20 protein-coding genes are annotated in these 18,604 nt (G+C 40.0%); 3 read left to right on the top strand and 17 right to left on the bottom strand.

The annotated features are described in order from the left end of the window. Nucleotides 1-23 precede the first annotated feature (23 nt). Nucleotides 24-212, top strand: a complete 189-nt coding sequence (locus tag GJ691_RS11030) for a hypothetical protein (RefSeq protein WP_154366840.1) — start codon at nucleotides 24-26, stop codon at nucleotides 210-212. A gap of 17 nt (nucleotides 213-229) precedes the next feature. Here the strand turns inward: GJ691_RS11030 and GJ691_RS11025 are convergent, their stop codons facing one another. The 6 genes from GJ691_RS11025 to GJ691_RS11000 form a co-directional block, all read right to left on the bottom strand. After that, on the bottom strand, nucleotides 230-697 hold the full coding sequence (locus tag GJ691_RS11025; protein ID WP_154366839.1) for a DUF6428 family protein: 468 nt from the start codon (nucleotides 695-697) through the stop codon (nucleotides 230-232). Continuing rightward, nucleotides 694-1,347: a hypothetical protein gene (locus GJ691_RS11020; RefSeq protein WP_154366837.1), complete on the bottom strand. Its 654-nt coding sequence runs from the start codon at nucleotides 1,345-1,347 to the stop codon at nucleotides 694-696. Before GJ691_RS11020 ends, GJ691_RS11025 begins: the two co-directional genes overlap by 4 nt. A gap of 344 nt (nucleotides 1,348-1,691) precedes the next feature. Continuing rightward, a complete protein-coding gene (locus GJ691_RS11015) occupies nucleotides 1,692-2,234 on the bottom strand; it encodes a hypothetical protein (RefSeq protein WP_154366834.1) in 543 nt (180 codons plus the stop codon). A 25-nt stretch (nucleotides 2,235-2,259) separates the two neighbouring features. After that, nucleotides 2,260-4,326, bottom strand: a complete 2,067-nt coding sequence (locus GJ691_RS11010; protein WP_179955101.1) for a polysaccharide lyase family 8 super-sandwich domain-containing protein — start codon at nucleotides 4,324-4,326, stop codon at nucleotides 2,260-2,262. Between the two features lie 196 nt (nucleotides 4,327-4,522). Beyond that, nucleotides 4,523-5,443 carry an NAD(P)-dependent alcohol dehydrogenase gene (locus tag GJ691_RS11005; RefSeq protein ID WP_154366830.1) on the bottom strand — a complete coding sequence of 307 codons (921 nt, stop codon included), beginning with the start codon at nucleotides 5,441-5,443 and terminating at the stop codon, nucleotides 4,523-4,525. 99 nt (nucleotides 5,444-5,542) lie between these two features. After that, nucleotides 5,543-6,733: an MFS transporter gene (locus GJ691_RS11000; RefSeq protein WP_154366828.1), complete on the bottom strand. Its 1,191-nt coding sequence runs from the start codon at nucleotides 6,731-6,733 to the stop codon at nucleotides 5,543-5,545. Between the two features lie 150 nt (nucleotides 6,734-6,883). Between GJ691_RS11000 and GJ691_RS10995 the strand changes: the two genes are divergently transcribed. Beyond that, a complete protein-coding gene (locus GJ691_RS10995; RefSeq protein WP_154366827.1) occupies nucleotides 6,884-7,561 on the top strand; it encodes a class I SAM-dependent methyltransferase in 678 nt (225 codons plus the stop codon). A 45-nt stretch (nucleotides 7,562-7,606) separates the two neighbouring features. On the opposite strand, the gene GJ691_RS10990 is transcribed toward GJ691_RS10995, so the two are convergent. The 4 genes from GJ691_RS10990 to GJ691_RS10975 all read right to left on the bottom strand — a co-directional run bounded on the left by GJ691_RS10990 (nucleotide 7,607) and on the right by GJ691_RS10975 (nucleotide 12,234). After that, on the bottom strand, nucleotides 7,607-8,767 hold the full coding sequence (locus GJ691_RS10990) for a DUF6051 family protein (protein WP_154366825.1): 1,161 nt from the start codon (nucleotides 8,765-8,767) through the stop codon (nucleotides 7,607-7,609). Nucleotides 8,768-8,970: 203 nt separating this feature from the next. After that, a complete protein-coding gene (locus GJ691_RS10985) occupies nucleotides 8,971-9,942 on the bottom strand; it encodes a bile acid:sodium symporter family protein (RefSeq protein ID WP_154366824.1) in 972 nt (323 codons plus the stop codon). 89 nt (nucleotides 9,943-10,031) lie between these two features. After that, complete coding sequence (locus tag GJ691_RS10980) at nucleotides 10,032-10,997, bottom strand: tRNA dihydrouridine synthase (RefSeq protein ID WP_154366821.1); 966 nt, start codon at nucleotides 10,995-10,997, stop codon at nucleotides 10,032-10,034. Between the two features lie 151 nt (nucleotides 10,998-11,148). After that, on the bottom strand, nucleotides 11,149-12,234 hold the full coding sequence (locus GJ691_RS10975; protein WP_154366819.1) for a DUF6920 family protein: 1,086 nt from the start codon (nucleotides 12,232-12,234) through the stop codon (nucleotides 11,149-11,151). Between the two features lie 496 nt (nucleotides 12,235-12,730). Here GJ691_RS10975 and GJ691_RS19545 point away from each other — a divergent pair, with 496 nt between their 5' ends. Then, entirely contained in the window at nucleotides 12,731-12,907 is a 177-nt protein-coding gene (locus GJ691_RS19545) for a DUF6747 family protein (protein ID WP_179955100.1), read from the top strand. Nucleotides 12,908-13,205: 298 nt separating this feature from the next. Here GJ691_RS19545 and GJ691_RS10970 read toward each other — a convergent pair whose 3' ends face one another. The 7 genes from GJ691_RS10970 to GJ691_RS10940 form a co-directional block, all read right to left on the bottom strand. Then, entirely contained in the window at nucleotides 13,206-13,607 is a 402-nt protein-coding gene (locus GJ691_RS10970) for a thioesterase (protein ID WP_154366817.1), read from the bottom strand. A gap of 149 nt (nucleotides 13,608-13,756) precedes the next feature. After that, nucleotides 13,757-13,939, bottom strand: coding sequence for a methyltransferase domain-containing protein (locus tag GJ691_RS19715; protein WP_246200161.1), 183 nt, complete (start codon nucleotides 13,937-13,939; stop codon nucleotides 13,757-13,759). A 192-nt stretch (nucleotides 13,940-14,131) separates the two neighbouring features. Continuing rightward, a complete protein-coding gene (locus tag GJ691_RS10960; protein WP_154366815.1) occupies nucleotides 14,132-14,938 on the bottom strand; it encodes a DJ-1/PfpI family protein in 807 nt (268 codons plus the stop codon). Nucleotides 14,939-14,946: 8 nt separating this feature from the next. Next, a complete protein-coding gene (locus tag GJ691_RS10955) occupies nucleotides 14,947-15,360 on the bottom strand; it encodes a RidA family protein (protein WP_154366813.1) in 414 nt (137 codons plus the stop codon). A gap of 80 nt (nucleotides 15,361-15,440) precedes the next feature. Next, nucleotides 15,441-16,016 (bottom strand): Crp/Fnr family transcriptional regulator, encoded by a 576-nt coding sequence (locus GJ691_RS10950; RefSeq protein WP_154366812.1) that lies wholly within the window; start codon nucleotides 16,014-16,016, stop codon nucleotides 15,441-15,443. Between the two features lie 687 nt (nucleotides 16,017-16,703). Beyond that, complete coding sequence (locus tag GJ691_RS10945) at nucleotides 16,704-17,327, bottom strand: imm11 family protein (RefSeq protein WP_154366810.1); 624 nt, start codon at nucleotides 17,325-17,327, stop codon at nucleotides 16,704-16,706. 441 nt (nucleotides 17,328-17,768) lie between these two features. Beyond that, entirely contained in the window at nucleotides 17,769-18,596 is an 828-nt protein-coding gene (locus GJ691_RS10940; protein ID WP_154366807.1) for a hypothetical protein, read from the bottom strand. Nucleotides 18,597-18,604: the final 8 nt, after the last annotated feature.

Below are 18,604 nucleotides of genomic sequence, written 5' to 3'. Positions count from 1 at the left end.
CATAACAAGAACCATTACATACAATGGAAGTCGATATAAAGAACATACCGCTTGAATCGTACCCCAAAGGTATAACAAATGATGGTTTTTACCCCCAAAATACCATCATGATCCATACGCTTGCCTTTGGGGCCGAAACTACTAGCACTAAAACAAGATCCCTTACCATGGAACAGACCTATTGCTATGGCATATTTTCGATCATGTTGTAAGGGAATTTATCCCCGGACTAACAACAACCGCTACCAGGAGCGCAGGAAGTTGCCGCCTGAATTTCAGAAAGTTTCAATTTCGGTTTCGCTGCGGGAATACCACAATTGTCCTTGGCAAGGCAATCGGTCTGCTTTGTGGTCAGTAAGAAATTGCTGCCATCATGATCCAAACCGAATTTACCGATGGTATCCCCTTGGTACTCTACCTCTATTTCCAAATCCCCGATACCCAAAACCTTCTCTGAAAGTTCTATGATGTGCACCAATTTTTCAGGATGCAGCCTATGGTCGTAATCATCGGCCTGCCATAGTTGAAAGTTCACCACTTCTTCCTTACGTACCGTACCCCCGCAATCGATGAAGTTTTTGGTGACCTTCCCTACTTCGGTCACATGAAAATGTCTTGGGACCAATTCCCCGTTCGGTAATTCAAAGGCCAAGGTCTCTGACTTGCCCAAGATTTCTTTTATTTTCGATAGTCTCATAGTTGTTGTTTTTTCTGATTTCGCATTAATAAATTATTTATTCGTGTCGCCAAATAGAGCATTTCTTTAGCGATATTGGAGGAATCCGTAGAATCTAAAACTAGATTGTTATCAATTGAATTGTCGATAAGGTTATCTTGAAGGAAAATCTTAATGGCTATCCCTTCGGGTACCTGAAGGTCGCTCAATGATTTCCCATAAACCTCCCAACTGCCAGAACCGTATTTTAACCTGTACCCCATAACCCCATTTTTTTGGTTGTCCTTTAATGTAAACCCATATTCCTTGAGTTGTCGTAGCCCTGGTATTTTTTGATTATCCGCTGCTAAGCCTGCGGATTGTATTTGGAAAAGATCTACATGGCCGTAGTAAAGTATCCCGGTAGTAAGCCAAACCATGGAAAGCTGACTGAGTTCATGGTTGTTGGCATCTACCAAAACGACATGGGCGATTCCTTTGTCATCCCTTTTTCTAATCATTGTAAAGGCAATCTGATCCAGGAGTTTTAAACGGTCCTCCGGGATTTCGATAAATGTGGTTCCGATTTCCACGACCGATTCTTTAATTCTGTCTTTTAACTTTTGCGCATTCACGGCCTGCATAAAGCTCAGTAATACGAACATGGTAAGCATTGTCATTTTAGTTTTCATTGTATATGGGATTTTGATTGTTTATTATTCCTTTATTGCAATAAAACGATTAATTAGTGCAAAAAAATCGAATGTTTCCCCTTGTCATTAAATGATAACCCTCATGAGGCGACCTTTTTGATTTACCTTCGTGCTACATTTACCAACAACCAACGACACCTTGACCAGATATCATTCTTATTCATACATCTATTCATTGCAATATTACGATAATAAAAATTACACACAAAAATATTTTTGTTGAAATGGTGGAAAACTTTACTCACTTCATTGAAAATTGCCCTTAACCAAGTAATGTAGTAACCTAAGAATGAAGATGTTGCTATTTCCCGAAACCCAAAGGTTTACCCTTTATTCGCAGCTTCCCACATAGCGGTAAGGCTTACTTTATCGGCCTTATATTTTTCGGGCATGTCCTTATAGGCTTCCATAGTAAAGGAAAAAGGTTTGCTTGCATCAAAGTTCCAATACATATCGTTCAATTGACCGTCGGTACTCTCTACATTCCAATTCGGTACCTGTATCAATGAATAATCCCCATTGGGAGCAACACCCAAAGCATAGGTACTTAAATCCTCAAAGGTATTGTACTTTAAAACGACCTTTGCATTGAGTAGATTGTTTTCATCGGTATAGAACTCCACCGATTTTTCGGCATACCCCTTTATTTCGGGAATCCAATCCCTCTTCTGGATCTTAAGGAACTCTTCGCTTACAAGAACACTATCGTTTTCTTCCTGAATCACCGTAAAAAGGTCTTCTTCGACAATTACGATGGTCTTGGCAATCGGGTCTACGGTGACCAACGTTTTTTCCGCTGCGATACGACTGTTCTTTATCCCGAACAATGCCCCTAAAACGTAAAATGCTACTTTGATCTCTACCATTTGTTTCGTGATCTATTATGATATGTTATTCCAACATCAGAATAACGGATGCTTTCATTCCTTTATTATCATTCTCCGATGGAAGTGATATTTCGAAATAAGTTACGTTCCCGTCAATTTTCGAAACCTGAGAACCTTGAACCTTATATTTTCCCGATATTCCGAAGGAAAGCTTTTCAAGCATCTGGGTTGGATCCACCGCTTCTATCTTCCATCCTTTTTCAAGTTTATAAAGATTCAATAAACAGGGAGAATTGATTTTCAATTGTTGTTTATGCCCTATGGGCACTTCACTAGGTTCAAACGCACTGATGGCTATGTTCTTCCCCTGATTAAAACTTAGGGCATGTACCGCCCCGCTATGCACCAGTATTCGCCCCAATTCCTTTTTTATCGCTTTTTCCGCTTCCTTTTCAGAAACACCCACGATACTTACATAAGCATATTTTGCGTTCTTTGGTCGTATGCCATGATCCACTTCCAGATCAAAAACCTCTTTTGATATAAGGGTATCCGTTTGCCAAGTCAATATCTTTTTCCAATTACCGGTCTGTATACCTTGCCGAACCTTCAATTGTTGCTTTCCGAGGTTCACGTATGCAATACTATCATGCCAGACGGAAGTGATTTTGCCTTTTTTCTTGTTAATAATCACCGGACCTTTTTTATAACATTGATTGATCGTGGTCACCACCTCAAAATCCCTATCGGTACCGATGGCCGAACCCAAGGCATAGACCGTATTGTCCTTGAAAAAATAGGATTTATTCGCTTTTAGGCTATCCCGTCGATATTCAAAAGCGGAAATCCCGCCCCAATCACTCTGTAGGCCTCCCGTAAAATGGGAGCCGTTCCTATATCCCGACCATGTCAAAACGGGAAGTGGTACAGTATCCTGAACCGTAGTGGTGCCGGGTAATTTCCTCCAGTTCCATACCGGATAAATTTCATGGTATTCGTCCCCCTTGCGATAGATCAGGTTGGTACCATCGCCCAAATGATAGCCCATTAGGTTTTCCCCGTTGCCGGCCTCAGCACCGATTACCCGTTGGGAAGACATACGTACGGGCGAGAAAAATCCATCTGTGCGATATAGGCTATAATCCGAATTTCGAAAATGGACATACTCCTTGGGGGGACCGGTTGGATTCTCATGGGAATCGAACAAGTTAAATATGCGCTCAAGGTTTTTATACAGCTCATATTTAGACATGGGCCCGCGATATTTTTCGCCGTTAACCCTCTCCGGGAAAAGTTGGCGTCCCGTTGCCAAAAGCTCGTATTTTCCTTTGTAATTGACTTTTTGCTGCGCCTGGAACATGAAATTGCGCATAAGGTCTACCTTCTCTGAAGAAAAGGCGATACCCGTTTTATCGAAAATGAACATCCACTTTACAATGTCCTCGGCAAAATGCAATCCGTAGTTCCCTAATTGGGGTTGGGGACCGTGTTGGTGAAAGGAATAATCGGGTTGAATACCTTCTTCATAGGGTTTTGATGGCACTACGACGGATTTGATCGTATCGGCGGCGGCCGTCATCAAATCCCTATTGCCACGAACCAGTTCGCGCATAAATACATTACCACTGAGCCATATCTTATTTTGACCCGTCATCTTGATTTTGGACTTGTCCATCACTTTCAAAGACCTCACCATCGTGGAATCGGGAATGATCTTTTCACAAATGATAAGCGTAGGCCCAATACTTTGGGGAACCCCAATTTCCTGATGCCACCAGTTGTCGCTATAAAAATCATGGTAGCTCCAATAATTCAGTCCGCCAACGATTGCCTCTGCCAAATGATCTTGCTGGTAATAATCGCTGTTCACATCTTCATAGGCAATGGCGAGTTTAATAAGTCGTTTCAAATGTTCCCGCGGTTTCCAATTACTTCTTCGGTGCATATCGTAATCGATGTCACCAAAAGAATAATCCCCCTTCATTCCCTCAAGTAAGTGGGCCACTTCGGCGTTACTCACCTTTTCAAGCAAATAAAAATCCCTTACGTTTTGTTTGAGTTTATCCAGATCGTTTGAAAAGATCGTTTGATGGCAGATGACCATCGTTATAATCAAGATCCATTTTTTCATACAACTACTATTATCCATGCTTTGCCAATAGCGACATTTTGCTATTACAAAGGTATTGGACTACATTAAGGAATCGAATTTATTTTGGGTTTTTTATACGGTGTTTCCCTTTTTTGGAATGCTGCAAGCGGAGATGCATTATGAAATAGTATATTCAACAATTTACTGCTCACCATCGCACCTTGGATCATTCGCTTTATTGAACTATTTCAATGACCACATTGCCCCTTTTCCTTCCCAGGTCAACATACTCATGTGCTGCAACGATTTCATTGAGTCCGAAGGTTCGGTCTATAAACGGTTTTAGCTTTCCGGCTTCTGCCAATTGTTTTATACGCCCAAGGTTTTCGTTCTTCTCTTTGGTCAGCATTTTGATAGTAACGAAAGTACCTCCCTCTTTGAGCACCTTTTTTGCTTTTGATTTGGTGGTCTTGCCTACGGCATCAAAAACGATATCGAATTTTTCAAGGCTTTCCGAATAGTCTTCTTTTTTATAATCCAATACATTATCGGCACCCAATGACCTTACCATATCAAAATTAGGGCCGCTACAAACGGCCGTTACCATGGCATCTTGCTGTTTTGCCAGCTGAACGGCATAGCTTCCCACACTCCCGGAAGCCCCATAGACCAAAACCTTTTGTCCTTTATTTAAACTGGCCTTATCCAGAAGGTACATGGCGGTCATTGCCCCAATGGGTAAGGCCGCAGCTTCCTTAAAACCCAGATTATCCGGTTTTATGGCCAAAACCCCATGTTTCCATTCCTCAGGCAAGCAAATATATTCGGCATAGGAGCCCGTGGGCAACATGGTCGTGGTCCCGTAAACCTTGTCCCCCACCTTGAATTTCGTGACGTTCTTTCCAATCGCTTCGATGGTCCCGGACAATTCATGCCCTAAAATTTTCTTTTTCGGTTTAAACAGGCCGAATATCAACCGTGCCGGAAGCCAAAACAAAGGTGGGAAATCCGATGCCCGCAATCTTACATCCCCAGCGGTAACGGTTGCCGCATGTATTTTGATGAGAATTTCATTTTCCTTGGGCTGGGGCTTATCCACCTCTGTCAACTGAAGAACATTGGGCGGGCCATAAGAGGTATAAACTGCTGCTTTCATTGTATTTGGTGTTTGTTATTCACTAAAATACGTATACCGATCAAAATTAAAAAATAAGGATAATCTTTTGTGGTTGTGCAACTTAAGAAGGATTTAGGGTCATGCCCCTTTAGGTATCGGCAAGCTTATTTTCTTCCGTAAGGCAATCAAACCCAAAATAGGACCTATGGCCAAAATAACGTACAAACTATTGGATTCGGTTATCGTCATAATCGCCGTGATGCCCTGGATACTGACAATGGTTATCGCAAAACCGATACAATTAACGATGGTAAGTGCGGTGCCCTTTAGCTCCGCCGGGGCATTTTGGGCCACCAGGGTAGAGAACAATGGGGAATCGGCAATTACGACCATGCCCCAAAATATAAGAAACCCTACAAACAAACTTGGGGACCCACTATCAAAGACCATAGGTGAAACCAAGCAACATGCACCCGATAAGAACAATGCGATAAAAGCCGTGCGTTTGGTGCCGACCATTTCTGACATATACCCTCCCAAGACACAAGCGAGTCCGCCCATACTTATGATCACGAACGATAACAAGGGAATATTGAAATTTGCCGTTGAATGTGACAGACCGTACTTCTGGAGCATAATGGGTACAAAGGCCCAAAAGGCATAAAGCTCCCACATATGACCGAAATAACCAAATGCCACTGCACGGAATTCCTTGTTCTTAAACACGCTGACACAGGCGGAAAGCTCCGTTCGTTGTGCCTCCTTCCGATACGGACCATCGGGCACTACCAGAACCATTAAGAGTCCACCGAACACCGCTAGGGACGAAGTGGCCATGAGCACGGCTTTCCACGGATATGCTCCCGTTAGGTCTTTCAGGAGATGCGGGAATGCCGTACCTACGACCAAGGCGCCCACTAAAAATCCGAGTGACTTGCCAAGGCCTTTTTCATAATGGTCCGCGGCAATTTTCATTCCTACCGGATAGATACCGGCAAGAAAAAAACCTGTAAGAAAACGAAGGATAAGCAAACTGGATAAATCGTTGCCTTCCCAAATAACCCCTAAATTAAAAGCTGCCCCAAGAACAGCACTGACCATAAATACCTTGGAAGGGGAATATCGGTCGGCAATGGCCAAAACTGCAAAAACCAAAGTACCGATGATAAAACCGAACTGTACGGCCGAGGTCAAATGTCCCATGGCATCGCCATCAAGACCAAAACTATGTGCAAGGTCATTGATGACACCGTTACCTGCAAACCAAAGGGAAGTACAACAAAACTGGGAGATCACAATTACGGGAAGTACGTATTTAGGGTGTTTCAATGATGATCGTATTCGGTTTTGAAATGAATTTGGTCGCAACGACCCATTTAAACTTTCACGAAAATATGGGTTTTGAAATTAATGTGAAGGTCCCTGTACCTTATACCCTTTATTTTTATATTTGGTTTCAGACTATTCTGGCCCTTATTCATGAACAACAAAGAAAAACCCTTCCAAAGAACAAAGAAGCCTTGGCCCACAAAAGATGCCATGGAGCAGGTTTATGCCATGAACCTTTGGGGCGGGGAAACCTCCTCTTACTACTCTGGTAACGGTTCCCATGATCCAGAAGCCGTACAACCTTATGTAGCCGCTTTATCATCGTTCTTGTCCGCCTTTGAACAACCGCTTACGGTCTGTGATCTAGGCTGTGGGGATTTTAATGTCGGGAAACAACTGGTGGGTTATGCCGAAAAATATATCGCGGTGGATATTGTTCCCGACCTGATCGCCCATAATAAAGAACGGTTCATGAACAAGAACCTGGAATTCCGTTGTTTGGATATCGCCGTGGATGAACTACCCGATGGGGATTGTGCCATAGTCAGACAGGTACTTCAACATTTGTCGAATGCCGAAGTTGGGGCCGTGGTTCGCAAATTGTACCGTTATAAGTATATTATTCTGACCGAACATATTCCTGAAGGGGATTTTACACCCAATATGGATATAATCTCCGGACAAGGCATCCGAATCAAAAAACAAAGCGGATTGAACCTATTGCACCCTCCGTTCAATCTAAAGATAAAAGAAGAAAAACAATTAGTGTCCGTGCTCTCGAACGACCATAAGGGAAAAATCGTGACCACCCTGTACACGGTATTTTGAACACCGATTATTTTAAGGCTGTTCCAATACCGGATGAACAGAAGCCTAATTATTATAAAAAGTGCAAACCTTGGTAAAAACTCGGGTAAAATCGGCCATGATCTGTTCGTTGTTTCCAGTATTTGAAGGAAAAGGATTTTCATGGGTATACGCCCTGTCAAAATCTACCTCATCAACTTTTATGTCAATATCACGATACGCCCCTTGGAGGGTATTGATCACTTCAAAAGAAGGTACAACCGTATCTTTTTGAAGCGTTATTGCATATATATCCTTTTCATATTTTCGCAAGAGTCCTTCCCTTAAGGTCCTACCCTTTTGATAATTGAGCATGGAAAGCAATACCTCACCTTCTATATGGTCTTCCTGGATATAATGATGTAGTAAATCGTCTTTTTGCAGGAACTTATCAAAATGCTCTACCAAAAATGAATACAAGGCAACATTGGCTTCGCTATCAAGAATGAATTTTGATACCGGGGATAGGCGGTTAAATGTGAAACCGCTACAGAATAAACAAACCTTTGTATTGGAGAAATATCCCTTGTAATTGGTCAATTTGAGAATTTGGGAAAGAAAACCACCGATGGAATATGCGAAAATATCAAACTCAAAATCCTCACGGATATACGGATGCCGTCCTGCTTTGCATTCTTCGATCAGCTGGATCACATCATAGTACGTCTGTAATCCGGACCATATGAATCGCTGTGGCATGGCATGTACCCGCATGCTAATGGCAACGTTCGATAAAGTCGATTGCACTACGTTCGGGTATCTATTTTTCCTTTCCTCGCTCAATTTGAACATGGCCCGCTTACTGCTCCAATATTTAGGGGCCCGCTGCATATGAAAGGCTATTGGGAATAAAACCACACTACTGCCCGTACCTTCACATATGGCTTTGGCCCAAGGCATATATTTTGACCAGTCCTTCTCATTGAAACCGTGGAAAAGGAAAGTCACTTTTTTGGTATTTTCACTACCTAACGGTTGTACGACCTGATATTCGAAATTCCTGTTTTCTTCAACACTGATATCCTTAATATGAACATTGTCCTTAATGGTTCCGACCTCGATATGAAAGGGGTAATTATGTTTTAAACGCACATCGTGTTTTACACAATGGTAATCCGAAGTTCCTGGAAGGATATGATAGGATGATGACGCAAATCGATAGGTTTTTAATTCGGTTTTACTACTCATATTCCCTTTTTAAAAATGCTAAAAATCAATATCGCACCTTATGTTCAAATACGATATAAAGTTAAGGAATGTTTGTTGTTTTGGTCAAATGAACAGCCGATTATTAACAATGTATTGGCAGTGGAATTTTCATTCTATATAGCAATGCCGCAAGCACCTATAAACCCATCTAGATCAATGCCCCCAACAAGTTTGGGAAAAGGCTATGTTTCCCTATCTTCCAACCCCCTTTTCGAGGCTACCATACTGATGATCAATAACTGTATGGCATGGAACAACATAAGAGGTAAAAGGATAATACCAATCGTAGGGATGTTACCAAATATGATTTTAGAGAATACGGTTCCGTGAACCAATGATTTTTTAGTACCGCAAAACTGGGCGGTTATCTGATCCCCGATATTGAATTTCATTTTCTTGGCCAAGAATCCGGTCAGAAAGAACAGGATAGCGAACAACACCAAAACGGAAATAAGGAGCAACAACAAATCGATCAAGGAAACCGAACTGAAGATGTCCCCATCGAACGACCGGGCAAAGCTTTTATAAATGATCAACAAGATCACCGATTTATCGAACAAGGTCAATTGCTTGGTATATTTTTGTGCCAATTGCCCGAAAAAACGTTGTAAAACCACTCCGACGATGACGGGTAAAATTATTTGCACAATGAGTTTTATGTAGATATCGGTAAAATCGAAATCCGTTTGGGCATTATGTACGAATAGCCCCATCCATAAAGGGGTCAGGACAACCCCTATGATTCCGGAGATACTGGCATTGAAAATGGCCGCAGGTATATTGCCCTTTGCGATGGACACCATGACCACTGATGACGATACGGTAGATGGTAATGCAGCCAAGAAAAAAAACGCCAACCAGATGATCTCCTGTTCCTCATTTTGAACTAATGGCCGAAATACCAAGACCAATAATGGGAATATCAAGAATGTAGATGCTTGTACAAGAAGGTGCAGCCTCCAATTTTTTACTCCGGCCTTCAGTTTAGCCGGACTCAATTTAAGTCCGTAAAAAAAGAATATCAATGAAATTCCAATAGCACTTATGGTGTCGATGGGAATCTTACTTTCCTGGGTACCCCACTGTGGGAAAAGATAGGCCAAGCCAATTACCGCGATAACGGATAGTATGAATCCATCAATCTTTATTCTCATAAACCTTCCTGTATTGCTATAAACTGATTTTGTTTGGCCGAAACGAAGTTAGGATAAGTAAATGGACTATAAAACATGACCTTTGATTATTAAAAAGAGTTTTTCACTTTCTTTTCGGTATTTATAATTTGGTTTACCGCTTGCCTATATTTAAAAGGGTTCGAAGCCTTTTTAATGGCCTTGTATGTTTTTTGCGGATTTGATGTAGTTTGTGAAAAATACTCCCAAAATCCCAACATCTTCATTTTTATAGGTGTGGGCCCTGACAGGTACTCATCGTATTGTTGGTAAATGGTATCATGGAATTCCGCAAAAATGTCCCATCGGTCTTTAGGGTATTCCGTGGTATCGTTTTTGATCATACTTGGTAAAAAAGGATCTGCGATCAAACCACGACCGATCATAAAATGATCAATGGTCGTAAAACGTTCCTTTACGGCCTTAAACGCGGCAACACTGGTAATATCGCCATTATAATATAATTTGTGTTTGGTGCTGTCGATACATTTTTCAAAAGCATCCAAATCTACCGGTCCTTTGTAAAGTTGCTTACCGATTCTCGCATGTATGGCAATGTTCTTTAGTGGATATTGATCTAAGATCGGAAAAGTATGCAGGATTTCCTCCGCGTTTTCGTACCCCATCCTCATTTTCATGGAAACCACGATATCCGATTCATTATGGGCCTTATGCAAGATCTCGTTGATTCTTGTGGGATTGCAAATTAAGCCAGAGCCCATACCCGATTTGGTGACCATGGGATAAGGGCAGCCTAAGTTCCAGTTCAGCTCTTTATACCCCAGACTTTGTACGTACTTAACAACGAACATAAACTCATCGGGATCATTCGTCATCACCTGCGGAATCACTTCCAAGGTGGTATTGTTTTCCGGTGAAAGATCGTTCTGGTAGGACTGCTTTATCTTTAGCTTCCCATTTAATCGAATATAGGGTGCATAAAAGGTATCTATACCACCAAAGTAACGATGGAAGGCATTGCGAAACCTGAAATCGGTAAAACCCTGTAAAGGGGATGAAAGCAGTGTTAGGGACATCTTCTTGTTTAGATGTACAAAGATAAGCTAATTGGGTGATGGTTTTTATGTGGGAAATACGATCAAATCAACATCAAAAAACATCCTCTGTGGGTGCCTATATTGACATTAAAAATCCTTTACCCATCCAAACGTTCTCATGGATATTTCCCTAATCATAGGTTATATCCTTGATCTTCACTTTTAGCCAGGTCCATTTGCCACTATTCAATTTCCATGCAGCTTCACACTCCACCGGAATATCGATCCCGTTGCGTTTTTCAATTTTTGTGGCGATTACCGTCCATTCCGTAGGCTCAGAAGCCTTTGCATCCTGATAACGCATGGCAACGAATTTTTTGAAATTTCCTTCCGAATCAAAATAGAATTCACCAGAACCTATGGTTCCCTTATAGTCCATCGTAGCTTTGGCAGAAACCTCACTTAATGTTTCCCATTGTATATATGGACTCATAGCTGCGGAAGGAAACCAAATGATCTCGGCCAAAAACCGCTGTAACGTAGCTTGGTTTACCTTCGGGTCGTTCTCGGCATTCGCAACCGGAAGCAACGAAAGCAGTTTAATCATCATTTCACCCTTACCGTTTTCAAACTTGTCCCTGCCTACAACACTTAGAAACGGATTCATTTTCGTATTGATATCCCAATGGAATGCCGGTGGGTCCACCGTAAAATATTGTTCGGCCGTACCCTTATACCATTCCTCTTGTCCAGGTTTCATTTTCAATTGTAATTCTTGTGTTAAATGCACATGGGATATGGGGCGTTTTCCGATAATCCCACTACTCGTTAACCATTTTTGTATTATCGGTGGCAAATCGGCAATCCCCTTTTGGGTAAGGATCTGTTCTTCTACGGATCGGGAGTTTTGTAAGATAATTGTTCTTTCGTCCTGTATTTTGTTGGTAAATCGGTAACCGGAATACCCAATGAGCACTGCCAGTAGCATAATTATATTGGCCAGTGTTCCAAATTTGGCGTCTGTCCAATAATTGATGATCAATGATTGTGAAAGCAGTACGGCCAACAGACCACTTAACCACCAAAACCGGTTATGTAAAAGCAATAAAACAAGGGTGGCCGAAAAAAGTATAAAGGCGAGCAACCATAAACTCCCGAAATACTTTGAAATAGGTTGTGCGATCGAATTGAATTCGGATAAGCCGTAAGCTTTCAAAAATCCGAATAGATGGACAATCCCGTGTAGTCCCACATATATGACCAAAGCACTTCTCATTTATTTCCTATGGTTTTGTGGCATTTTGAGGTAGACCTACCCCTCTACGGTAATAACCGGTTATCTTCATTTTTTTCATGATACTTTCCCTTTCCCAATCACTACTAAAATACACAAACGAACCCTAAATTAAAGCAAACCAAGCTATTAGAAAAGTGTGGACATCAACAATTATCATCCCAATACTTTTTTTTCAAAAGAAAGAGGATTTTTTTTCATTTTCATATCTGAACGAAAAGCCTTCGTGCCTTCGATCATTGCTGGGTTAGGGCAAAAAGATGGATGATCATTTGTTGGTCTCTGTTTAGGCCATTACAGTACATCCACATTATTTACCTTTTAACCGTTTCGACCCTTTTAAATTTCCTAGTAAATCACTAGGTTTTATCCGTACATCTGCATTTCACTGCTATTTTGCCCCCTTTTACCGAAAAAATATTATCAAAGCCCGTTTACCGTCCAATCTTTGACCCACAACAAACAAACAAAATGTAGTATGAAAACAGTTTTACTTTTTAAAGAGATTTATGCGGACCAATTCAGAAGTATCAAAAATTACGTACTAAGAAATTATTTCAAGATTTTCACATGGTTTACCATGGCCATGTTCGCCATAGTTTTATACGTATTTTTATTCAGGTTATTCACCGATTTCCCGTTTTCCAATTTCTAAGGATGCATAGAAAAAAACGGGATGGAAGAATAATGTTTATTACAGGCGCTTTATTTCTTGGCGCCATACTACTTTTGCTGATTATTATGACTTTTGGGATATAACGAAGGGGACATTTACACTTTTACCGGTCAAATGCCTTGGGCAAATTCATTTATTCAGGTACCAAGTAATCTAAGGGGTTCTTTTTACATCATCCTAGCACAAGTAATATGAAGGTTTCTGCCAGATCTTAAGATTTGGGCAATGGGGTTTTATGCAGTCGGGTTATCCTTGAACATCGGATAACCCGATTGCTTTATTTTGCCAAGATATGTTTTTCAAGGACAAAGCAAACGAACTCCCCTTCAAAGACCTGTACTTTATTTTGGTTTTCGACCCCTACGGAAACGGTTACTTTCTTTCCGTTGGAATTATCGGTAATCTTGGCCACAGCCGTGACCTCATCATGAAGTACTACCGGTTTCAAGAACTTTGAAGTGGCCTTTCCCAAAACTACGGTCGGCTCGTTTACGGCCAACATAGCGGCATAATCGGCCAGACCGAAAACAAAACTACCGTGGGAAAGATGGTAACTATCAACGATCATTTCTTCGGTAATGGTCAGTTTAACCGTAGCGGTATCCGTCCCAATCGATACCACGGAACCGATCAATTTTTCCGATGCCAGTTCGTGTGTTTTCTGTGTAGTACTATCCATATTCTTTGATGCTTATTTTATATGTTTGATGCTGTTATACGTTTATTGATTGCAGCTACTTTTTCGCCCACCAAAGATACGCCCAAGCTTTTGATCTGGGTGCTTTCTAACCGTGTTTTGTTCCTTGGTTTTTAACTATTGGCTTTTGGCTACTGGCTTTTGGCTTTTGGCTTCTGGCTTCTGGCTTCTGGCTTTTGGCTTTTGGTAAGGAAAACCGTTATTTTTTCTTTGGCTATGTTCAGCATCTCTTGGGAAAAATCCAATCCAATGATCCGCTGGGCCTTTTTCAACAACCATACTGTGTTTTTCCCTGTACCACACCCTAATTCCAATACATTAGCGATTCAAAAGTCATGGTTCGGTTGTAACTAACACTTTCACACCTATTCCCTACCCTATTCCCACACTTACAATAAATCGTACGCTAAAAGTATAGTTGCTACGAAGTCACAGACTTCGCAGAGCGGGAGCCGCTAATAGTTTATTTCCTCTTACCCATGGTTTTTGCTCAGAGGGCTTTCGGTTTAATTGCCGACAGGCATCCTTTCCAAATATTCGGTCAGCGCTTGTAAATAATGTTTATTGAATGCACTCCCGGAAAAAGGATTTTGACTGGTTACCAAATTCCTGTCTTTTATGGCAAAGTTCGACTTTGGTAATCCACGTCTATATTTTAACCCCATTTTCCTTAGTCCTTTCGCTATTTTCCTGTTTTCCGGTTTTCCCTTCATAATAAATCGCTCAATAACGAATTCTTCAATTGGTGATACCGAGTTGACCTTGAATCCGATATACGGGTTCTCTGCCTTTGGAATGGTTAAAATAAGACTTGGTGCATGGCAAATAAGTCCTGTAGGTTTGTGCGCTTTGGCAAAGTATTTCAACAAAACAGGAATATGTTTGTCCTTGGCCAGATCTACCATTAGACCTTGACCTCCCGGAATAACCAGTCCCAAGTACTCCGTTTTCGTCTTAATGGCTTCTTCAAGGGTTATGGGACTGTTGAAAGAACTATCCGATTGAGTGAATTTTAAAGCCTTATTTTTAATCTCCAGGTTGTTTTTCCAGTAGGTATCGTTTGTACTTTCCTCATCTATCGTGGCAACCATCCCATTTGGTGTAGCAAAATCCACCGTATACCCAGCTTCGGTCACCGATTTATAGGCAAGGTAAAACTCGTTTAGGAAAACGCCCGTTTGTCGCAGTTTTTGCCCATTGTTTAAAGGTATGGTATCTTCTGCACTCATTACGAACAGTATTTTGTTGCTTTGTGCCGAAAGGGAAAGATTTGTAAGCATGATTACGGTAATTATAAATTTCAATTTGTCCATTTTATATTCTATTTGGCGGCAATAAGCTCAATTTCTATTAGACAGTCTTTTGCTGTAGCCAATATGGAAACCGGGACAATAGTGCTTGCAGGAAAATTTTCCGTTTCCCATTCCTTGGAAGCCACTTCAATTAAAATGTTCTTTTTTTCCAATGTAAAATCCGCTATATAGACGGTTTGTTTTACTACATCAATTATAGTAATACCTGCCGCTTCCATGGCTGTTTTAACATTGGAAACCGTTTTACGAACCTGCTCCCCAAAATCCTGGGATACCAATTGGCCCTTATCATCGGAAGCCCATTGACCCGAAAAAAAGTAAAGGTCCTTACCTTTTGGGATTTTGACTATATGGGAAAACCCATTTTTTAAGGGATTGAACAAACCTGTCGGATTTATGAACGTATTTTCTTTATTCTGCATTTCCTTGTTTTTTAGTGTTAGAACTACACAACAAAGTAAACGCACCTTAAGCACGTACACATTTACATATGTAAAGGAAATTAGCTCTTACTGTTTTGGCGCCTTATTCGGCTTAATTGGGTTGGGGTGATGCCCAAATATGAAGCTATATGGTATTGACTGATCAGGTTTTCCAGATTCGGGTGTTCTTTCTTGAAGATTTCGTAGCGCTCCGTTGCTTCGAGCGTTACAAGTTCTATTTCGCGTTTCTCCTTTATCGAAAATTTGTATTCTGCCATAACCCGGGCAAGACTTTCAAATTTTGGATACGCTTTATATAGTGAAGTGAGTTGTCTAAAATCTGCAACCAACAGCGTACAGTCCGTTAGACATTGAATATTGATTAAATTTTTCTGCTTTGTGGTGATAGAGGAATACGCCGCTACAAAGTTTGAAGGGGTAAAGAAAGTCTTATTATATTCATTGCCCGTTTTATTACGGAAAAAAGCCCGTAACACGCCGCTTGAAACAAAAGCCAATTTTGATGAAAACTCCCCTTCTTGGGCAAAATAGTCCTTCTTTTTGAGTTGAATTTCAGAAAATAATGACAAAAGAACTTGCATCTCACTTTCTGTAAAAGGGACCAATGATTCTAAAAATAGTTTAAATTCCTTCATTTGTTGTACAAGAACTTAAATGTAGCGTTTTAAGCCTTATTTGTTTTACGTGTTATTGGTAAACGATCATTTCCTTATCCTCGCCTTCAATATTCGTTTTAAATCATTTATAGATTTTTCCTTTTCGTTATGGAACCCGAACCTCACTAATCCAATCCCGAATGCCATCATAATCAAAAGAGCGATTATTACTATTGGATTAGCTTCTTGGACTGAAACGCCCACAATTGTAGCGAGAAACCCCAGAAAAACAAATCCAAACCAAAAGATCATGAAAACAATCACAAATGCGTTAATTTTTAAATTCGCGTTTAATTTAGTTCCATTTAGGTCCGATCGAATGCTTCCTTTAATTTGATGAAGAAATGAATTCCTCCCTTTTATTATCCGCTGTATTTCAAACCTGTCCTGTTCGAACTTCCCTTCAAAAAGTTTGGTTTCTTTTGGTTTATCGAATGAAAAAGCAATACCTCTTTTAGGTCTAATGTTTTAGTTCAATATTGTTCTGACTTCCTGTTTGGAAAGTTCCGTTCTCAATTCAATTTTTTCTGATGGAATAATTTTCATTCAATGTTTGCCTATCGGGTAATTCATGCTTGGTTGCGTTTGTTTCTTAATCTATATTTTAAACTTAAATAGAATTGTAATTAGTGTACCCCCAGCTTTAGATTATAGTTCAAAGCGTGATCATTTCCATTTCCAAGTGCGGTCATAGTTTTCAACCTCGAAAATATTGATTCCCAATACTTTGGATTTTAGCAATTCAGTGGCCAAATCATGCCTAATAAGGATGATACTTTCTAAAAATCGATTTTCGTTTTCTTTATTCGGAAACTGTCCCAAAAAAAATAACGATGGACTATCCGGTATTTTACTTTCATCAATTTTCAGGGGTGAGATTTTAGAAATATTATAAAGCTTACTCCAATCATCATACGCTTTATGATAGATGGAGTTCTCGTAATCTAAACAATCAACCCCGATCAGTGGATTGAACAAATAGTAATCTTCATCATAAGCGTCACCATTGACTTTTACCCGTGCATCAAAGTATTCCCCACTTACTTTATATTTTTCAAAAATGGTTTTAACGCTTTGGGAAATAAACAGCTTGCCTCCTACCATTAAAACCGGGGTTTCTTTAATGTTTAAATCCTGTTTATTTTTTTGCCCCTGGATATAGAGTATATCATCAAAATGATAATTTGTCGTTTTACCCTTAAGAATCAGGGCATCAAAAACAGATTGACGCGTTTTATCATCTGCGAATTCGTATAAGGCTGGGGAATCGGCCAATATCTTATAATTCATATAAAAAGGACTGGTTTATAGGCGGATTGCCTTGTTTGCTTTATGTATTATCGGTAACAGTTTAAAAGTACTCATTCTTAAAAACTTCCCGAAGCTTCGCGACAAATTATTTAGCAGTACAGACAAATTATAGGCTACCGCTTTTTATTGTTTCTTATGCTATAAAAATGGCCACTAGTCACAGACTGGCAGTAGCAGAGGACCATCAAGAATTACATATCTATTCATATTTTATACTCGCATATGCTACCCAATGTTTTTGAGTTGCAATGGCCGTAGTTCCCATACCTAGATCTTCTACTAATGGCGAAAAAGTAGTTTTTGTATTTGACCGTATCAATAAAAAAGAGCTGGACTCATATTATTTTTTGGATTATTGACATGGATGAAGGGGGCATTTTTTGGCTTTGTAGCCCAGTTCTTTGTTGTGCTACCTATTTTTTATTCAAAATATTCTATTTGCCTTTCGTAAACCATATTCAATTCTCCATCGGCACTTCTTATTTTTGTGATCCAATTGCCATAATGGTCATACACATATTCAAATGAGGTTTGGCGACTAACTTTACCGTGATTATCGAACAAACTTTCAATGATCAAATTATTCCAGGTATCATATTCGCAAACTTTTTTTACAGAATCGCCGTCAGGGTAGTATTTGATAACCGTATTCTCATTTCCATTCTTATCATACAAGTACATTCTCCTATCTTTTAAACTACCATCCGGTGTATATCTTAATTCCTCTATTTTTTTATTATCGGAATTGTATTTGTATACATATCTCCAACCCTTTTCGCTTTCAGGACTTTTTAATTGTATCTCAATAATATTTCCATTTTCATCGTTTTTATTGGATTGTATTTCGGTCAGATTGTTTTCCGCATCGTAGGTTTTAACTTCGATCAGATTTTCGTTGGAATCACACTTGTATATCCAATAGCTTATGATTTCGCCCGATGCGTTTTTCTCCATACCTTTTTGCGCATCTCCTTTTTCATTCCTTTCGTAGGTTGTTTTTTCGTAAATAGAACCATCGGTTTTGTACTGAACATATTCTATTGGTTCTTCATTTTTATCATAAATAATGTACGCTGTAAGTTTAGATCCGAAAAGATCATCTCTATTTTTCAGTATTCCATTCTCAACACTATATATGACTTCTTTGACCATTTTCATTTTTGGTTTAAGACTGTCTTTGGTCGATTGGGCTGCAAGGTTAGTTCCTGAAAAAGAAATCAGAATTCCGAGTAATACTATGTATTTCATAGGTTTAT

Source organism: Maribacter luteus (assembly GCF_009674825.1).
Classification (GTDB): Bacteria; Bacteroidota; Bacteroidia; order Flavobacteriales; family Flavobacteriaceae; genus Maribacter_A; species Maribacter_A luteus.
The sequence above is the reverse complement of the archived record's forward strand: the minus strand, read 5'-3'. Positions and strand labels throughout refer to the sequence as shown.

What these genes read in the sequence shown, in the direction of transcription:
- GJ691_RS11030 (WP_154366840.1), top strand. Translation starts at nt 24, where the DNA reads ATGGAAGTCGATATAAAGAACATACCGCTTGAATCGTACCCCAAAGGT.
- GJ691_RS11025 (WP_154366839.1), bottom strand. Translation starts at nt 697, where the DNA reads ATGAGACTATCGAAAATAAAAGAAATCTTGGGCAAGTCAGAGACCTTG.
- GJ691_RS11020 (WP_154366837.1), bottom strand. Translation starts at nt 1,347, where the DNA reads ATGAAAACTAAAATGACAATGCTTACCATGTTCGTATTACTGAGCTTT.
- GJ691_RS11015 (WP_154366834.1), bottom strand. Translation starts at nt 2,234, where the DNA reads ATGGTAGAGATCAAAGTAGCATTTTACGTTTTAGGGGCATTGTTCGGG.
- GJ691_RS11010 (WP_179955101.1), bottom strand. Translation starts at nt 4,326, where the DNA reads ATGAAAAAATGGATCTTGATTATAACGATGGTCATCTGCCATCAAACG.
- GJ691_RS11005 (WP_154366830.1), bottom strand. Translation starts at nt 5,443, where the DNA reads ATGAAAGCAGCAGTTTATACCTCTTATGGCCCGCCCAATGTTCTTCAG.
- GJ691_RS10995 (WP_154366827.1), top strand. Translation starts at nt 6,884, where the DNA reads ATGAACAACAAAGAAAAACCCTTCCAAAGAACAAAGAAGCCTTGGCCC.
- GJ691_RS10990 (WP_154366825.1), bottom strand. Translation starts at nt 8,767, where the DNA reads ATGAGTAGTAAAACCGAATTAAAAACCTATCGATTTGCGTCATCATCC.
- GJ691_RS10985 (WP_154366824.1), bottom strand. Translation starts at nt 9,942, where the DNA reads ATGAGAATAAAGATTGATGGATTCATACTATCCGTTATCGCGGTAATT.
- GJ691_RS10980 (WP_154366821.1), bottom strand. Translation starts at nt 10,997, where the DNA reads ATGTCCCTAACACTGCTTTCATCCCCTTTACAGGGTTTTACCGATTTC.
- GJ691_RS10975 (WP_154366819.1), bottom strand. Translation starts at nt 12,234, where the DNA reads ATGAGAAGTGCTTTGGTCATATATGTGGGACTACACGGGATTGTCCAT.
- GJ691_RS19545 (WP_179955100.1), top strand. Translation starts at nt 12,731, where the DNA reads ATGAAAACAGTTTTACTTTTTAAAGAGATTTATGCGGACCAATTCAGA.
- GJ691_RS10970 (WP_154366817.1), bottom strand. Translation starts at nt 13,607, where the DNA reads ATGGATAGTACTACACAGAAAACACACGAACTGGCATCGGAAAAATTG.
- GJ691_RS10960 (WP_154366815.1), bottom strand. Translation starts at nt 14,938, where the DNA reads ATGGACAAATTGAAATTTATAATTACCGTAATCATGCTTACAAATCTT.
- GJ691_RS10955 (WP_154366813.1), bottom strand. Translation starts at nt 15,360, where the DNA reads ATGCAGAATAAAGAAAATACGTTCATAAATCCGACAGGTTTGTTCAAT.
- GJ691_RS10950 (WP_154366812.1), bottom strand. Translation starts at nt 16,016, where the DNA reads ATGAAGGAATTTAAACTATTTTTAGAATCATTGGTCCCTTTTACAGAA.
- GJ691_RS10945 (WP_154366810.1), bottom strand. Translation starts at nt 17,327, where the DNA reads ATGAATTATAAGATATTGGCCGATTCCCCAGCCTTATACGAATTCGCA.
- GJ691_RS10940 (WP_154366807.1), bottom strand. Translation starts at nt 18,596, where the DNA reads ATGAAATACATAGTATTACTCGGAATTCTGATTTCTTTTTCAGGAACT.